Source organism: Natronococcus jeotgali DSM 18795, assembly GCF_000337695.1.
GTDB classification, from domain to species: Archaea; Halobacteriota; Halobacteria; order Halobacteriales; family Natrialbaceae; genus Natronococcus; species Natronococcus jeotgali.
Window position 1 is genome coordinate 1 of the sequence record NZ_AOIA01000046.1, and the last position, 15,621, is coordinate 15,621.

Annotated in this window: 15 protein-coding genes and 5 pseudogenes; 12 read left to right on the forward strand and 8 right to left on the reverse strand. The window is 54.6% G+C overall.

Annotation, left to right across the window (positions count from 1 at the left end; translation table 11 throughout):
• The first annotated feature begins 208 nt into the window (after nt 1-208).
• On the forward strand, nt 209-577 hold the full coding sequence (locus C492_RS07110) for a metal-dependent transcriptional regulator (RefSeq protein WP_008421820.1): 369 nt from the start codon (nt 209-211) through the stop codon (nt 575-577).
• Here the strand turns inward: C492_RS07110 and C492_RS25685 are convergent.
• From C492_RS25685 to C492_RS22255, 5 genes and pseudogenes are all read right to left on the reverse strand, one after another.
• Entirely contained in the window at nt 571-666 is a 96-nt protein-coding gene (locus C492_RS25685) for a hypothetical protein (RefSeq protein WP_338042161.1), read from the reverse strand. The genes C492_RS07110 and C492_RS25685 overlap by 7 nt on opposite strands.
• Nucleotides 667-731: 65 nt before the next feature.
• Nucleotides 732-1,313 carry a hypothetical protein gene (locus C492_RS07115; protein WP_008421823.1) on the reverse strand — a complete coding sequence of 194 codons (582 nt, stop codon included), beginning with the start codon at nt 1,311-1,313 and terminating at the stop codon, nt 732-734.
• Nucleotides 1,314-1,846: 533 nt separating this feature from the next.
• Nucleotides 1,847-3,127 carry an RNA-guided endonuclease InsQ/TnpB family protein gene (locus C492_RS07120; protein WP_008421825.1) on the reverse strand — a complete coding sequence of 427 codons (1,281 nt, stop codon included), beginning with the start codon at nt 3,125-3,127 and terminating at the stop codon, nt 1,847-1,849.
• A gap of 8 nt (nt 3,128-3,135) precedes the next feature.
• A complete protein-coding gene (locus C492_RS23470) occupies nt 3,136-3,276 on the reverse strand; it encodes a DUF2080 family transposase-associated protein (protein WP_008421826.1) in 141 nt (46 codons plus the stop codon).
• A gap of 154 nt (nt 3,277-3,430) precedes the next feature.
• Nucleotides 3,431-3,604: pseudogene (locus C492_RS22255) on the reverse strand (IS5/IS1182 family transposase); the annotation flags it as partial.
• Between the two features lie 287 nt (nt 3,605-3,891).
• On the opposite strand from C492_RS22255, the pseudogene C492_RS07125 reads away from it, so the two are divergent.
• A pseudogene (locus tag C492_RS07125) lies at nt 3,892-4,029 on the forward strand (formate/nitrite transporter family protein); the annotation flags it as partial.
• A gap of 155 nt (nt 4,030-4,184) precedes the next feature.
• Complete coding sequence (locus tag C492_RS26025) at nt 4,185-4,556, forward strand: DUF7344 domain-containing protein (RefSeq protein WP_449289497.1); 372 nt, start codon at nt 4,185-4,187, stop codon at nt 4,554-4,556.
• Between the two features lie 576 nt (nt 4,557-5,132).
• On the opposite strand, the pseudogene C492_RS22260 reads toward C492_RS26025, so the two are convergent.
• Nucleotides 5,133-5,784 (reverse strand): annotated as a pseudogene (locus C492_RS22260) (IS6 family transposase); the annotation flags it as partial.
• Between the two features lie 134 nt (nt 5,785-5,918).
• Here C492_RS22260 and C492_RS07135 point away from each other — a divergent pair.
• From C492_RS07135 to C492_RS25150, 6 genes are all read left to right on the forward strand, one after another.
• Nucleotides 5,919-6,728 (forward strand): helix-turn-helix transcriptional regulator, encoded by an 810-nt coding sequence (locus C492_RS07135; protein WP_008421832.1) that lies wholly within the window; start codon nt 5,919-5,921, stop codon nt 6,726-6,728.
• A 312-nt stretch (nt 6,729-7,040) separates the two neighbouring features.
• Complete coding sequence (locus tag C492_RS07140) at nt 7,041-7,487, forward strand: DUF4870 domain-containing protein (RefSeq protein ID WP_008421834.1); 447 nt, start codon at nt 7,041-7,043, stop codon at nt 7,485-7,487.
• Between the two features lie 9 nt (nt 7,488-7,496).
• Nucleotides 7,497-8,048 carry a hypothetical protein gene (locus tag C492_RS07145; RefSeq protein ID WP_049892811.1) on the forward strand — a complete coding sequence of 184 codons (552 nt, stop codon included), beginning with the start codon at nt 7,497-7,499 and terminating at the stop codon, nt 8,046-8,048.
• Nucleotides 8,049-8,104: 56 nt separating this feature from the next.
• Nucleotides 8,105-8,881 carry a hypothetical protein gene (locus C492_RS07150; protein ID WP_152424814.1) on the forward strand — a complete coding sequence of 259 codons (777 nt, stop codon included), beginning with the start codon at nt 8,105-8,107 and terminating at the stop codon, nt 8,879-8,881.
• A 94-nt stretch (nt 8,882-8,975) separates the two neighbouring features.
• Nucleotides 8,976-9,482: a hypothetical protein gene (locus C492_RS07155; RefSeq protein ID WP_239643396.1), complete on the forward strand. Its 507-nt coding sequence runs from the start codon at nt 8,976-8,978 to the stop codon at nt 9,480-9,482.
• Between the two features lie 39 nt (nt 9,483-9,521).
• On the forward strand, nt 9,522-9,665 hold the full coding sequence (locus tag C492_RS25150; protein ID WP_239643397.1) for a hypothetical protein: 144 nt from the start codon (nt 9,522-9,524) through the stop codon (nt 9,663-9,665).
• Between the two features lie 791 nt (nt 9,666-10,456).
• Here C492_RS25150 and C492_RS07160 read toward each other — a convergent pair.
• Nucleotides 10,457-10,789, reverse strand: a complete 333-nt coding sequence (locus C492_RS07160; protein ID WP_008421841.1) for a DUF7344 domain-containing protein — start codon at nt 10,787-10,789, stop codon at nt 10,457-10,459.
• A 200-nt stretch (nt 10,790-10,989) separates the two neighbouring features.
• Here C492_RS07160 and C492_RS23475 point away from each other — a divergent pair, with 200 nt between their 5' ends.
• Nucleotides 10,990-11,301 carry a HalOD1 output domain-containing protein gene (locus C492_RS23475; RefSeq protein WP_152424815.1) on the forward strand — a complete coding sequence of 104 codons (312 nt, stop codon included), beginning with the start codon at nt 10,990-10,992 and terminating at the stop codon, nt 11,299-11,301.
• A gap of 449 nt (nt 11,302-11,750) precedes the next feature.
• Entirely contained in the window at nt 11,751-12,563 is an 813-nt protein-coding gene (locus C492_RS07170) for a ParA family protein (protein WP_008421845.1), read from the forward strand.
• A 1,391-nt stretch (nt 12,564-13,954) separates the two neighbouring features.
• Here the strand turns inward: C492_RS07170 and C492_RS22265 are convergent.
• Nucleotides 13,955-14,276, reverse strand: a pseudogene (locus C492_RS22265) (IS6 family transposase); the annotation flags it as partial.
• Nucleotides 14,277-14,572: 296 nt separating this feature from the next.
• Here C492_RS22265 and C492_RS07180 point away from each other — a divergent pair.
• Nucleotides 14,573-15,535: pseudogene (locus C492_RS07180) on the forward strand (SLC13 family permease); the annotation flags it as partial.
• Nucleotides 15,536-15,621 lie beyond the last annotated feature (86 nt).

The following is a 15,621-nucleotide window of genomic DNA, read 5'->3' on the forward strand; positions in this document are numbered from 1 at the left end:
GCCTTCGCCTCGTCGTCGCTATCACCAACTACGAGCGTGGAGACAATCCGGGAAGTACGATCATCACGGTGTGACAAGAGTTCTATGACACCCTCGTCGCCGCTTTACCAGAGACAGGGGCTTCTCTGGATTCCGTTACATGGATACTGCTGTGGTTGCATGCTTTGAGAAGATAGATTTTAGATTTGAGGGTCATTCACGTTCGACTATGACCACGGTCGCCATGGAGGACTACCTCAAAGCAATCTACCATGGCCAACAGGAGACTGACGGGCGAGTTCAAACATCAGCGGTTGCTGCTCACCTCGGCGTTTCTTTGCCCAGCGTCTCGGCGATGTTTCGCAGGCTTGAACACCGAGGACTCGTCGAGCATCAGAAATACAGAGGGGTGACATTGACAGCAGAAGGACAGCAAATCGCCGTTGAAACTGTTCGACATTGTCTCCTCTTGGAGGCATATCTCACGAAATTTCTTGATCACCCGGACCAAGCGGCTCACAAAGAAGCGGATCAGTTAGAACACCACATCAGCGAGAAATTTGCCGAGCAGATTAGGGACGCACTCGACGATCAATAAATAATTTTTGCGAACAATGATATTTTTGCGTAGTTCGTTGTCTGATCGACAACAATCCAGTCGCCAATTTCGAAGGGGCGAGAGAACATCAGAATGAGTCCCGCAATAACCGAACCAAGTGTCTCCTGTGCGGCAAATCCAAGAATCACCCCGATCACACCAGCACCAACAATAGTCCAGAAACATCGAAATTCCACAGTGTGAGGATGAATAATACTGCTGTGATGAGAATGGTAATTTGTATAACACGTTTAATGATTTCTCGATCATGGCGATCGATACTTGATGTGTTCGAGGAGAGAGAATCCATCCATGACGAAATTGCCAATCCGCTGACGTACGCAATAATTAGGACAGCACCGCTTCCGAGTATCCGTGAGAGGGTCGGCCACATTGTAGTGAGTATTCCGACTGTGTACCAGACCGGCGACTCGTACCCCCACAAATGGAGTAGACCAATGGCTCCACCGACTATCACAGTTAACTGCCCGAGTCGAACAAACGCGTGGATGAAGTGGGTGAGCGGGAGGTAGCTATCGAGTGTGTCACCCCAGTCTTGTTGCGTTCTTTTCTCGAGTATTGTACCCAAAAACCGCAGTCCCCATGGGAGTAATAGTAGGGCCAGCGAGACCCCGATAAGGAGCGTAGCCGTTAGAACAAAGGGGTGTTCCTCTATTACAAGGAGTAGTGAGTATAAGACTGCCTCTTCAAATATTGTATGACCGCTGTGTTTCATTGTCGCCGATAGTGTTCACAGCCCAAGACATCTACTGAAGATCAGTAGCTGGATTAAGATCAGTTCTACAGGTGAAAAGGCAAATTTTTGAAGACACACCTCGAACGATTTACCATGGACTCCGTTAGAGCTATATAAATGATTAGTTGAATTTTAACTAAAGTGATGCCTGTCAGCGGCTTAATTCTGAGGCTTTTATATAGGAGTTCAGAAAGAATTGGTATCAGTCATTCGGACGTCTGACTAAGCTTCAAATAGTGGTATATTGTCATTCCCCACTGATGGAACGGACTCTGCTCCCATGACGGTGAAACGATACGCACTAAATAGATTGAATAATATCAACTCTTCTTTACTCTTAGCTGGAATTGTCGCTACTACCACATGGGCTGGACTATTTCTATTCTTTGGGATAGTATTTATTTTGAGGGTGTCATAGAAGAGTTCTCACACCGTGATCACGGTACTTCCCAGACTGTCTCCACGTTCGTAGTTGGTGATCGCGTGCCTTGTTAAATGTGAACTACCCCACCCTACCGCTCGCCTGACGGCTCGCGCTTGAGGGTGGGGCTTCCTGTTTCAACGACGCGCTTTGCAGATACGGACGTATCCACAGGGAGCGCAGTCTCCACAGGCGTTGACGAGAGCGGAGCTCTCGTCCGCACATCAGAATCGCAAGGCGATTCTGAGGACATTGATTCGGAGCGTCCCGCTCCTAACCGCTTCTTGATACCGCGAGAAAGAATGTTCCACGCCGCGTTCGCGTCCCTGTCCGCCTCGAACCCGCAGGCGGGACAGGAGTGTTCACGGACCCACAGCGGCTTGTCCGTCGAGACACCGCAGGACGCGCATTCTTTGGTCGTCCCTCTCGGGTTGACCGCTACGAAGTGTGTTCCTTCGCGTTCGCACTTGTATTCGAGCATCCGAAGGAACGTTCCCCACGCCGCTCCTGCGCGGTTGCGTGAGTTTCCCGGCAGTTCGACCAACCCCTTCGCGTCGAGGTCTTCGACTGCCACAAAGTCGTACTCCCGCGCGTAGTGGTTCGACAACTTGTGGAGGAAGTCCCGCCGCTTTCGCTTGAGGTCGGCGTGACGCTCGGCCACGACACGGCGCTGTTTCTCCCAATTCGCAGACCCGTGCTGTTTCCGCGAGAGGTCGCGCTGTGCGCGTTCCAAGCGGTCACGCTCGTCGGACAAGTTGAGCGATTCGACGGCGGTTCCGTCGGTGTCGTGAGCGTACTTGAGAATCCCCACGTCGATGCCGACGCACTTCTCGGGATTCTCCGGCTTCTCCGGCGGGTCGTCCGGGGTTTCGACGCCAAGGATGGCGTACCACTTGCCGGTTGGTTCGTGTTTGACCGTGACGGTCTTGATTTCGGTGTCGTCGGGCAGGTGGCGGTGGAAGGTGAGGGGTATGTCACCGATTTTCGAGAGCCACAATCGAGTCCGACCGCCCGTGTTCTTGAGCTTGAAGCCGGATTGACTGTAGGTGAAACTGCGGTACTCGCCCGGAGCCTTCCACTTGAGCGTCCCGACGCGGTAGCCATTCTCTTTGCGACCGCGAAGCGTCGAGAGGTTGTCGTACAACCGCTGAACGACTTTCTGTAGGACTTTCGAGTGAACGCTTTTCAGGTCGTTCCACCTCTTCTTGAGGCTCGGCAGGAGTTTCTGCTCACTGTATACCGAGGTATCGTCGGTGCGGTTGAGTCGGTGGAGGAAGTGGTTGTAGACCTGCCTACAGGTATCGACAGTCCACGCTAACTGCTGTTCGAGAGCGTCGGACGGTCGAAGTCGATACCTGTAGTTGTAGTTCATCGGAGGTGCTACTCGTCGGGTTCGGTGGTTCGGATGACTTTCACGTCTGCGCCACGCCACCGTTTCGGGACGAGGACGTGAGCGCCGTTGCCGGTGGCTTTGGCCGTCCCGTCGATGACTTCGTGGCCTTCGATTTCATGTCTATCCATCACCTGTGTTTATACCTCGTTTTAACATAAAGGTGGCGGGGGGCCTGTGGACCGAGCGTCGAACGTGTATGAAAACTGTGCGGCGCTGTATCCCCTCCCTACTTGCTCCTTTCGGTCGCTCGTTGAGGAAGGGGCCTTAGCGCCTCAATTCAGTAAGAACAGCGGGCATCTCGTTAAGGTAGTCTTCAGTGTCACGGAGACTCTTTTCCAGTTCGACGCGGAACAGAATCAATGCGATCTGTGTTCACTCGGCGTACCCGTCCGCGCCATCCGGCGCGGCGGGTACACCCGGATCGTCGACGTGCTGTTTGGCAAGGTCTCGACACATCCGCGCTCGCCGTCTGAGCGGCTACGGCCCGCTATATGTACTGACACTGCTTGCTCGTAGGAGCGAGCGGCCGCTGCTGTCGTTCTGTAGCCATTGTTCGATGTGTATCCTATTAACCAGGTCACAAATGTCACCCATGTACTCTTCAATGATAGGTGGAAAACATAAGCATTACTGTTACTTCTATATATGAGCACATATTTTTGATATCTATTACAAAGTTAGTTGTGCGATTCTACACAACCAGTCCTAAGGCGGTAGAAACCCAGAACGTGGGTGAACTTCTCGAGGTCTTCCAGCGGATCGTCGCGGTCGCTGACAAGGAGGTTACGGCCAGGAGCCGCGAGCTGCTGTTCAGCGGGATCGCTGCCGGGTTCGCGATCACGATCACGTTCCTACTGTGTGCTTCGCTGTACGGGCTTGACTGACGGCACCCTGTCCTGAGCGCTCTGCTATGTCCGCTAGGGTTCAACTGCAATTACATCGACTGTGAGGAGAATCATACTGATCTCTTCCTCGATATAGCCGTCAATATCACTCATAGCAATTGCCTTTTTGACGGGAAATAACCCATCCAGTGATGGCCTGCACGACAATCCGCGATGAGCGAGAAAGAACTCAACAGCAGCTTTTGCGTGTACTGTCAGATCAGTGCCGTCGGTCCGTGTTGTATATCCTGTCTCACTGGCGAATAGCAGGCCTCTCTGAACTAGCCAACACGATTGCAGTACAGGAGAAAGAAAGGCCACTCACACAGATCTCTTCGGATGAAGTCCAGAAAGTTTTGATCGATCTCTATCACTCCCAGATTCCACGTCTTGTTGAGACAGGATTGCTCTGCTACACGGATAGCCAAGAGAACGTAGCGCTCACTAATCAAGGAGAGCAGGCTCTAAACCGGCTTGGTACCGCCCTTGAGAAGGATCACTCTTCTGAAGCACGTTGTTGGTGAGTCAGAGAACGATTCGAACAATTTCTTTGAGGGCTTCTTGACCGGGTATCGAGGCCGCCACGACCGTAAGTGACATCGTCGGGAAGCGCAAAGAGATCGAGCGGGCGAAACGAGAGACCGAGCGGCGTCTCGAGAACGGCTACTATCAGGGGCGGCCACCCTACGGACTCACGTTTGACGACGCCGGCGAGCGCCTCGTTCCTGGAGAGCAGTTCGGTGTCGCCATTCGGGTTCTTGAGTTCCGGGACGCCGGCCACTCCTATCGGGAGATCGCCGACGTGCTCGAGCCCAGTAAGTCGACCGTCGGCCGTATTATTGACCGGCGGGAGCAGTACGAGAAATTCCGGTAAACCTCGGGCGACGATATTTCTTTTCGCGGGTCCCGTTCGGTAGTGACTGCTTGTCTTAACCAGTGCGCCCCCGAGAGTTGCCCGACGTTGAGGGTATCAGAGAAGTCTACCCATAGTGTTGATTACAATCACGCCGACTGTGAATTATCTGATAAGTGGGTGTGCAAACGTAACGCCGTCTCTTCCATCAACTAATAGAGATGTTGAGAGAGAGGGCAGTGTCTAATCATCGGTTCATCCCTTCCTCGACGGGAGTTCGATTCTCGAGCGCTTGATTCGGTCGTTGCTGGTTGTAGTAGTGGACGAAGGCGGTGAGCCAGCACTGGGCGCTGGCTCGCCGCCTTCATCCACGTCTGATGAAACCGATCGATCCGCATCGCGAGCGTCTGGAACCATCTCTCGATCAGACTCCGGTCGACGTAATCCAGGTGGCCGCGGAGATCGCACCGCGCGAGGGCGGTCAGGTAGCCCATACCGTCGACGAGAAACGTCGCCTCCGAAAGGTCGTGATTCTCGGCCAGCCGGCCGAGAAACTCGACCGCTGGATCCGTTCCTCGTCGAGGAGAGAGCCAGACATTCAGTAGAAGTTTTGACTCAACATCGATAGCGGCGTACAGCCAGTGTCGCTCGGTTCCGATCGTTACCACGGTTTCGTCGACGGTGACCCGCGACGGCTTCGCCGTCGGCGGGTCCGGGGCTTCCGCTGCAACCCAGTGAACCCATTGAAACACCGCTTGATGTGACCGAGTGACGCCAAACAACTCGAGAGCCGCAGCAGTTTCACGAAGCGACAGTCCTGCCGAATGAAGCCGCACCGCGAGCGCCCTCAGAGCGCTCGCGGTGCTTTCCTCAGCCCAACAGTCAAGCGGATCGGGTTCGAGCGTTACAGTGAACGGTTTTGGGTGGGCATGGCAGCCGAATCCAAGAACTGCTCGCTCGTTGACTAGACAGTACCCCGGATCGGTGAATGACCAGTAGACTTAATATTTCTATAGATGACTTTTCATATGTGATGGATAGGGGAGATCTCATTGAACTTGTCAGGCGAGAGCCGGTACTTGACGTGTTACGCGAGGAGGGTCCGATAGACCGGCGAGAATTAGAACAGCGTCTTGACGTCTCTCGGTCGACCGTCCACCGGTTCACTCGATCGCTCAGGGAGAACGGTTTGATTGAACGCACCGATAGTGAATTCGTCCTCACGCCGTTAGGCGAGGTGGCTGCCGAAGAGGTTACCGAGTTTCAGTCGGCTATTGAGACAGCGTGGGAACTCGCACCGATCCTCCGAGCTGCTGCTGCCCACGACATCGAGATCGATATCAAGCTATTCACTGACGCGACCGTGACGAGTGCTGTGCCCGGAGACCCCTATCGGCCGGTGAATCGATTCATGTCGCTGGTCAAATCAACTGATACATTGCGAGGTCTCGATCCAGCCTCGATTAACCCACTGCATATAGACGAACTGTATGACCGCATCCGCAACGGCATGAAGACAGAGGCTGTCTATCCATCGGCAGTAGCCAAAGACCTCCTCACCTCACACCCGAAACGAGCACAAACCATTCTCGAGAGTGGACATCTGACACTTTGGACCCACGATGATCTCCCATTCGGACTGACGCTCTGTGACGACCGGATCGGGGTCGGCATCTACGACGACGAGACCGGTCTGCTCCGCACATACGCCGATACCGATGCGCCGACTGCACGCGAATGGGCCGAGGATGTCTATACTGACTATCGGGCTGACGCGACTCCCCTTACGGAAGAGATTCCCCTCTCTGAATTATCGTCTGATTCAGCAGGATCCATTGACTAGAGCGACCTCGAAATGGGAGTGGCACACTCATTACTGCCTGAAATGCTCAACTACGAGCTGAGTTGCACAAGGCCCCGTTCTGTTCAACCGCGCCGACGGTTTTGCGGTTATCAGTTAGTGAGTGTAGACGACACAATGCTGAGTTCCTATTGGAGTCGCTTGAAGAGGTGACGTCGGAGAGATTGTTTCACCCCCTGAGACGATCCCAGCTCGTGAGATAATCCCACCCAGTTAGTATATTGGACTATCATTCCAATTGACTAGTGTCGGAGAGGAGTCGCCACGGGGCGGATATCCTCGCCGAGACAACAAATGGCAAGCAACACACCAGACGTCGATATCGAGGCGGAGACCGCAGCGGAACCAATAGAGCCGGCTGAAACCGGAACCGGACTCGACGAGAACGTCGCGGGGGCGCTTTCGTATCTGATCGGGTTCGTCTCGGGACTGATCCTCTTTCTCGTCGAGACGGAAAACCAGTTCGTGCGGTTTCACGCCGCCCAGAGTATGGTCTTTACCGGCCTGTTCGTGGTGTCGTATATCGCCCTCAGCATCGTCGGGACCGTCATCTCGACGGTGATGTTCGCGAGCACGAGTACGTTCTTCATCGGCAGCATCGTCTCACTGGTCCTCGGATTGGTCTGGCTCGGCCTCGCGGTCGGCGGGTTCGCCCTCTGGATCTACCTCATGGTCAAGGCCTACCGCGGCGAAACAGTCCGGCTGCCGATCGCCGCCGGGATCGCCGACAAACTGGTCTGAGGTGAGGTGATGCCTACGAACCAGGAGAACGGAACGAACACGGCTGGACCAGCCGATAGTCTACCAGAACGGGCTGTCGACGATGACAGAGGTGGCAACGGTCGCTTGACGGGGCCGAAGGCGTTCGAGACTTACGCAGACGACGCGTACGGCTTCCGACTCGCCTATCCCGCTGACTGGCTCGTCGAAACCGAGCCGGCTGGCGGGGCGTCGTTCACTGACCCACGAAGTTCGGCCGGTGCGACCGTCTCCATTGACGAGGATCTTGACCTTACGTTGGCGGACTACGTCGCGGCGTTCCTCAAGTCTCTTGCCGTCGATGAGCACGTCAGGGTCCTCGAAGCCCTCGACCGCCGAGACGTGGCCCTCGAGGGCGGAGGGACGGGCCGGGCTATCGAGTATAGCTATCTGTCCGATGGCGAGCGCTGGCGGCTCACGTACCTCTTCGTTCGCGCCGGCGAGCGGGGATATGTACTCGGGGTGGACTGGAACGACGACAACGACCTCGACGATCTGGCGGCATGGATCGTCGAGTCGTTCGCTGTCGAGACGACTGACTGACACGGAATCACAACGATATGCACAAATCACGCGGACGAACCCGACGGAACCGGCTTTTGAACATGCGGTTAATCGCCCACCCCCACGTGGTGCTGGCGGTCGTCCTATCAGTCGCCCTGGCGGGTTGTACCGGGATGGGCGGGCTCGGCGATCTCGGCGGCGAAGAGGATGATGGCAACGTGGAAACCGACTCCTCGGACGACTCGGTGAATGAGGCCGTGGACGGCGATAATGACGGGAGTAGCGACGGCGACGTCGGCTTAGATTCGATGCTCGGCGATGGTGCCGGCGCAGACGACGAGTGGTTCAACTTGAGCGCCCCCAGCTACTACGCGTTCGACCTCGCGGGAATGGACGAGGAGACCGGTGAGCAGGTCACTGGCCGACTCGTTTACGATATCGAGGACGCTAGCGGCGAGGAGGTCACGACGAGCGTCGACTACGAGTTCGGAGACGAACAGTACCAGTCAACGACGACCGGACCTACCGACGAAGTGTCGAGTCAGCTGTTCCTCACGCCAGCCCATGCGCCCGTGCTGGCCCTTCAGAGCGCTTCCTTGCTCTACTACTTCGAGATGGGCTTTACGGATCCCTCGGTAGGTAACCGTAAACAGACCTCGGTCGACGGCGAGACCCAGGTCACCGAAGTACTCGAGGAACGCTCCTACGCGGGCGTTGACTGCTATTTCGTCGAAACGACCGTCGACGGCGAACTCGCCCAGCAGAGCTGTCTCCGCGGCGCGGAGGGTGGGATCGCCCCCTACGTAGCAACCTACACTGAAGAGGGCGACCTCGAACTCGAAGTCGAACTCGCCGAGTACGAGTCGCGATGAGAGGCAATTCACCATGAAACCTACCAGATTCGAATCAGGTGGCACGTCCGAGACGTCTGGGACACGTCCGATGGAATTGTACCGCCGATCTGTCATGGGTGCTCTTGTTGGGTGCGTCACTCTGAGCTTGAGTGGTTGCCTTAGCACGGAGGCTGTTACCGATCGAGTTCAAGACGAAGCCATGGATCGGGCGAGTGACGAACTCGGCGAGCGGGTGGGCATCGGTATCGAGATTCCCGATGATCCACCCGAAACCAACGATGACGAGTGGCGACTGTACGAGTTCACGGCGGACGAGTACTACGAATACCGCGTCGAGAGCGAGGAAGACGGCTCCGGGATCTTTCTCTGGAGCGTCAAAGACGCGGGGGAGTACCGTCTTACCGTCGAAACCGAACTGACCTTCGAGGAGGGTGATGAGTTCGCCAAAACGGTAACCGGGACTGAGGACGAAATTTTCTCGGAGCTGATGAGGACTCCGGCCGTGGTCTTCATCGGATCGGGATTGCATTCGCCTCACGTCGCAGCTAACGAGGGGGTGTACGTCGGTTACGAGTGGCGCTTCGCTACTGAAGAAGGGAGCCTCCGGTACGCCGTTTAGGACACCGCCTCCTACGTTGGTAGGGAGTGTTACGTGGCCGTGACCGAGACCGACGAGACGGTCGTTCACGAGAGTTGTCTCGCGCCGGAATTGGCCTTTCCGGCATACGTCGCATACTATGACGACGAGACGGGTGAGACGCTCCTGGAGATGGAGCTGATCGAGTATAGCGGGAGCGAATAACGATCACTGAAATCATGCCAATGAGAACGGAAGACACGGATATCGACGGAGAAACGGTCGAGGAAATTCGGTGTTATACGAAAACGTGGAGACCGGGGGAAGGTCTCCAACGAAGGTAAACGGTAGGTAGGGACGGTGGGGAGTGTCTTCCCTGGACTTCTGGGTTTTGGTGACCTGCCCTTGGATAGTGCTGTATCCAGGGGGTCTCGAATAGCGAGGATTGTTTCCTCGCGTCTTGAAATGTGATACCAGTGTCAAAAGATGTTTGGGTTGCAAATGGCGTTAAAGAATGACGATCAGTGCAGCCTCTCACTCGCGTGCCCAACTTGGTGCTTGAGAAAGTGGACGACCGCTCCCCAGGACCCACCGCTGTAGCTCCACGCACACTTCGAACATCCCACGATTGCTGCATCGTCCGTACTCGTTCTCCTTGCTGGCTCGTATTCGTTGGTCCGCGTCATTACCTATCACCCAGTGACACTTCCTATAACGATAATGGTTATTTCCATGCAGAATCGCCAAACGAACTCAAAGAGAGGTGGCTCTGTGTTTTGGTTGTCTATCCGACGACAGGCAACCAAGATTCAAACCCGTAGTGAAAGGCACGGTCAGGTGGTGGGTTCTTTCATCTCTATTTCAGTGAACCACCCGTTACGTAGATGTGCGCATGTATCGCTGGATTCCTATCAGCCACAGGTGGTGTTTGGAGCGTCGTGCAAGATATACAGCGCGAGTGTGCCACGAGATGAGTGTCAACCTACGAATAACGGTCAATATAGTGGGAATATAAATCAATCCATCGCTGGTTGTTCAATTATTCTGGCGATAGCGACAAACGCCTCAAACTCGGGCGGTTCGCCCTGTATCTGAATGAGTTCTTCGTCTTGATCGTATTTAATAAAATCCACCTCGGCTGACTTCGGCAAGTCATTGTGCTGAAGTTCAACTTTCACCTCTTCAAACTGTTCTAGGTGCGTTTTGGCTGGAGGTGTATCTTCCCACTCCGTTACCGTACCTACCAGATCATTCACAGATACTGGGCCCTCTTGTTCGGTTAGATAGTAGAGCACATAGCGTCGGCTTTCTGAGCTGAGCAAGTCAAAGATCATGTCTAATGACACCATATGTCGTAGTTAGAATCGAACGGTATAAAAAGATGATCGCAACTGATTTGTTTTCTTATATTTGAAGGGAAATAAAGTATGATGATAGTGACAGCATGTCTGTTCGGTCTGAGAAAGATCCACTGCGTTATTTATGTCTGATGATAACATACCACATTTATTGAAAAAGATTCAAACCGAGTCTCAGAGAAAAAATAGATATGAGTAGAGATCGAGAGCCATCAGACTCAGATCCAGACGATGTTTTTCCGTTCGAACGAGAGTTTGACGAGGAAAGCAACATCGCCCTTGCGATTATCGAAGCAGTTGCTTCGATAGAAAATACTACGCCGGCAAAATTGCGGGAAGAACTGGGTGTAGCCCTCTACGATACCATAGATCCTACTGCTCTTGCCGCAATTGTTGGCGACGGAAGTGGCGCCGGTGAGCGTCATGTTGAATTTCCTTTTGTAACTTACCGCATCAGAATCACCGATGGTGGAAAAATTCTCATTTTTGAACGGGAGCGGTAAACTGACCAAGACGAAATATACACTTTCGTTCAGATGTAATATTCTATAAGTTGAGAATTATCGCCATGCCGTGTACAGCTTCTGTATCTTGCACGGGTTTTCTACCAGTCGAGAGACAGATCGTTGCTCCCTGTGTTACGTTGTCTGCCTGTATCTAACGCTCGCCGGGGTCAACACAATCAGTACGCACTCTTCTATGACTGCCTCTCTTGTTCGCTTTTGGGAGTCCACGTGCGGAGGGAGACAGGTTGGCGTGGAGTAGGTCGCAGTGGCGATGTGTAGTGGTGGAGAGGTATCTCTAGAGAGAGTAACGAGAGGCGGGCTCCCCTCTCTGTTTTGCCGAGAATCGAATCTTCACTCAACTGCTTTCGCTATACTATTTTTATCTCCCATTACAGGTTTTGATAGTTTGTCTGTCTTTTATGTTTGGTCGGTACAATACGGTTTGTATGAGCGAGACAGCCAAGATTAGTGTGGCTCAGCAGAAAGGTGGCGTCGGGAAGACGACGGTAGCGATCAACGTTGCTGGCGCGCTTAACCAGCGCGGTCGGGATGTTCTCTTAGTCGATATCGACCCACAGGGGAATGCAACGGAGAATCTGGGGATGCCAGAAGTCTACGATGATGAGCCCCCGACGCTATTCGACTGTCTGACTGATGCGGAGATGCGCTCGCACGTGACGGAGATCGTCCGTGAACACGAGGAGATGGATGTCATTCCCAGCAACATCGACATGACTGCGGTCGAGCCGGAGCTTACGCTTTCGCGTCGCAGCGGAGAGCAGCTCGATGCTGTCCTCGAGTACGTCGCGGATGACTACGACTACGTCATCATCGACTGCCCGCCTAATCTCGGGAACCTCACAGACAACGCATTGTATGCGGCCCAGAATATCCTTGTGCCAGCGCTGGCGGAGTCGACCAGTAAACGTGCGTTCGAACTCCTGTACGATCACGTCGACCTCCTCGAGGCGGATTACGAGATCGAGATCAACGAGGTTGGCGTCGTTGTCAATCGAATTGACGTCCGGAAGAACCAAGCCCAGCAGATGGTCGAGTGGATCAACCAAGCCTACGACGATGTCCCGGTCTGGGAAGTTCGTGAACGGGCGGACATCCAGTACGCTCTCGAGAACGGCAGTTCGATCTTCGAATACAACGATGAAGCCGACGTTTGTGAGGCCTTCCTGAACATCGCAGAGAGTCTCGATTCGCAGTTTGGATTTGCGTCACCGTCTGACTCCGAGGTGGTTCAAGCATGAGTGATCGTGCCAGTCGGCTCCGTGAACGACGGAATCGGTCCAAGGAGAAGGTCCAATCGCAGGCTGAGTCTGAATCGGGTTCAGAAGATCGAGAGCCCGAGGAGTCTGAAGAATCCAAACCATCAAAGACGTCCAAGACAGAAAAGACATCCAAGACGGACGAGACGGATAGCTCGCAGGAATCGACGTCGCTCAAGGACGAGCAGGTCGGTACCTATCTCTACCTCCCAGAGGAGCAGCGAGACGAGATGAACTTTCGCTACAAGATGATCTCTGCAGAGTATGAGCGAGAGTTCGGTGAGAGTCTCGAGAANGAGGAGCAGCGAGACGAGATGAACTTTCGCTACAAGATGATCTCTGCAGAGTATGAGCGAGAGTTCGGTGAGAGTCTCGAGAAGAACCGCCACTACTACCCGCTCGTGATTGAGTACGGCTTGGATCGTCTCGAAGGTGCCACTCCCGAGGAGGTTCAGGAGCTGCTCGAGGGGCTCGACTATTGAGGCAGTGTTGGCATCCCCACGGGAGTAACAAGTCAGAGTCTCCCACAGGTAGCCGGTGAACCATAAGAGGTGATTCAGCTGTTGCTTGTTTCCTCAAGGTCGTCATTGGTGATTGTAGAGAAGGATGCTCCACCACATCGACAGCCATTCCGAGCTCCAATCGGGAGGATTTGTCCATCACCTGTGACTGTGGATGGATATACGCTTCTACAGTCGTCGCAGGTGGCTAAGTGACCTTTCTGTCTTTAATCCGACATAATTCCCTCACTCTACCACACCAACACACTTGAATTCTACAGGCTCAGCACACGTCCTCGCTGGTCACTATACTGCCTGTCTCTCTTCCTTCGACAAGTACGAGAAGTATTCTATGATAGGGTGTTAGAATTGGGATCAGATCTTCCCCACCTTCGTTTCGCTGTCGCTCGGCTCACAGACGACACGCTTTATGCAACTCGAGTTGCCCACCGGTGAGAGCTACCCTGAGTCCTCCCCTTCAGTACCGCTCTCGTTCTCAGTCTTGTCGCTGTCCCTGTGCCTACCGTGATCGGCGTCGTCGCTGTCGTCCTGGAGTCGTCGTCGCGTCCTCGTGCTCGTCGTGACCGCCCCCTCGAGTTGGTCCCGCTGCCGTTGTTTACGTTTTCTGAGATGTTATCTGATATCGCCTGATTCCCTCTATTGGCAGCTGATGTGGTTAGACCAATCTATTGGGCTCTGGTGAATCGCCATAGAGCGCCGGGTTTCGGCTGTTGAGCGTGCATTGCAACTGCCTTTAACGAGGACCAATCGAGGTTGTTGGGGNACTGAGAACGACCACAAGAAATTTTTTCGCCATAATCTCCTGTAGTCTAAGACCCCACTCCTGATGCCGTCTAGTGATTCACCAGAGCCTTTTGTATCGATATCTATTGCAGCGTACAACCAAGACCACTCGCCATTGATCTTGACAGCGGTTTCGTCGACAGCGACCCGCCGACGGCGACGCCGTCGGCGGGTCGCGTTCGCTGTCAGCCAGCCGATGTACCCAATTCCAGACCGCTCCGTGAGAGCTCTCAACGCCTAATTCAGCGAGAATCGTTGTTGTCTCCCGAAGAGAACAACCGGTCTGATGGAGGCGGACGGCGAACGCCCTGACAGGCGTCGCCGTCCGCTCATTCTCCCAAGATTCTTCTAAATCCGTGTCGTAGCTCTCGCTGAGCAGGTCTGCGAGCATTTGATCCAACGAACTCAACGACCTGCTCACTTCTCAAACTGGCTCAACTAGACAGTGCCCAAATGAGTTGTATGCCGTTTGGGGAGGCAGTACGGGCTAGAACGTGATTTGCCTAGCTTCGCCAGTGACCCTCTGCGGATTGTAATGTGGCTCCCGGCTAACCTATTCTCCGTAATGAAGAGCAGGAGCTGGGCACCACGTCACTGCCTCCGGTCGCCGCTGAGACCCCCATCAGTCACACAGTTCTATTCTCTCCCTCCAGAATTATCACATTACCCGTTGATGAAATCCGTGTCATGCTGAGTTCCGTCTGCTTGCCGCTCGCTCAGGATCCTGCGGTACAGCCCGAACTCACGACCGACATTCTCGTCGTGCTGGGCGTCGTCGCGCTCGCACTGATACTCTTTCTCACCGAGCGGCTACCGATTGACGTGACTGCGATTCTGTTGATCGTCATCCTGGTGGTGTTGGAGCCATGGACAGGTGTTGATCCGAGTACCGGCATCTCGGGATTCGCCAACGATGCGACGATCACAGTGTTGGCGATGCTCATCCTGAGCGGCGGCATCGCCCGGACGGGGCTCGTTCAGGCACTCGGTCGCCGGATGGCAGCGTTCGCGGGCGATAGCATCCGGAAGCAGCTATTCGCCACCGTTCTCGCGGCGGGTCCTGTGTCCGGATTTCTTAACAACACGCCTGTCGTGGCTCTGCTCGTTCCCGTCGTGACCGACGTTGCGAACCGAGGGAACACCTCCCCGTCGAAGCTGCTCATCCCACTGTCCTACGCCTCTCAAGTCGGTGGTATGCTTACGCTCATCGGAACCTCCACGAACATCCTCGCCAGCGACATCAGCGCCCGTCTCGGGACTGATTACCCTGAACTCCACCGGTTCTCTATGTTCGAGTTTACACAACTAGGCGCAATTGTCGTTGTTACCGGCTCGCTGTACCTGATCTTCGTCGGTCACTACCTCCTTCCCGAACGGGTACCGCCCCGCGCAGACTACCTCGAAGAGTACGAGGTGGGGGACTACCTTGCCGACGTGGCAATTGTTCCCGACTCGCCGCTCGTCGGTGCAACAGTCGGCGAGGCGACTGGTCGGTTCGGTCCCGAAATCAGCGTCGTGCAGGTCGTCCACGATGAAGACCGTTCGGTTGCGCCCCGGCGAGGAACGTACCTGACAGAGGGCGACGTCCTCGTCGTTCGCACGAACCGAGACGCGATTACGAATCTAGATGACGCCGAGGGCATTGAACTATAGTAGTAGTTAGAAATAGTCACTCACTTTTGGCGTAGAGAGTTGATCGAGAGCTGTATCAATCGCTGTCGTCAGCTCGTCAAGTG

What these genes read in the sequence shown, in the direction of transcription:
- C492_RS26025 (WP_449289497.1), top strand. Translation starts at nt 4,185, where the DNA reads ATGGCCTGCACGACAATCCGCGATGAGCGAGAAAGAACTCAACAGCAG.
- C492_RS23470 (WP_008421826.1), bottom strand. Translation starts at nt 3,276, where the DNA reads ATGGATAGACATGAAATCGAAGGCCACGAAGTCATCGACGGGACGGCC.
- C492_RS07160 (WP_008421841.1), bottom strand. Translation starts at nt 10,789, where the DNA reads ATGGTGTCATTAGACATGATCTTTGACTTGCTCAGCTCAGAAAGCCGA.
- C492_RS23475 (WP_152424815.1), top strand. Translation starts at nt 10,990, where the DNA reads ATGAGTAGAGATCGAGAGCCATCAGACTCAGATCCAGACGATGTTTTT.
- C492_RS25685 (WP_338042161.1), bottom strand. Translation starts at nt 666, where the DNA reads ATGTTCTCTCGCCCCTTCGAAATTGGCGACTGGATTGTTGTCGATCAG.
- C492_RS07135 (WP_008421832.1), top strand. Translation starts at nt 5,919, where the DNA reads ATGGATAGGGGAGATCTCATTGAACTTGTCAGGCGAGAGCCGGTACTT.
- C492_RS07110 (WP_008421820.1), top strand. Translation starts at nt 209, where the DNA reads ATGACCACGGTCGCCATGGAGGACTACCTCAAAGCAATCTACCATGGC.
- C492_RS07115 (WP_008421823.1), bottom strand. Translation starts at nt 1,313, where the DNA reads ATGAAACACAGCGGTCATACAATATTTGAAGAGGCAGTCTTATACTCA.
- C492_RS07155 (WP_239643396.1), top strand. Translation starts at nt 8,976, where the DNA reads ATGGGTGCTCTTGTTGGGTGCGTCACTCTGAGCTTGAGTGGTTGCCTT.
- C492_RS07120 (WP_008421825.1), bottom strand. Translation starts at nt 3,127, where the DNA reads ATGAACTACAACTACAGGTATCGACTTCGACCGTCCGACGCTCTCGAA.
- C492_RS07170 (WP_008421845.1), top strand. Translation starts at nt 11,751, where the DNA reads ATGAGCGAGACAGCCAAGATTAGTGTGGCTCAGCAGAAAGGTGGCGTC.
- C492_RS07145 (WP_049892811.1), top strand. Translation starts at nt 7,497, where the DNA reads ATGCCTACGAACCAGGAGAACGGAACGAACACGGCTGGACCAGCCGAT.
- C492_RS07140 (WP_008421834.1), top strand. Translation starts at nt 7,041, where the DNA reads ATGGCAAGCAACACACCAGACGTCGATATCGAGGCGGAGACCGCAGCG.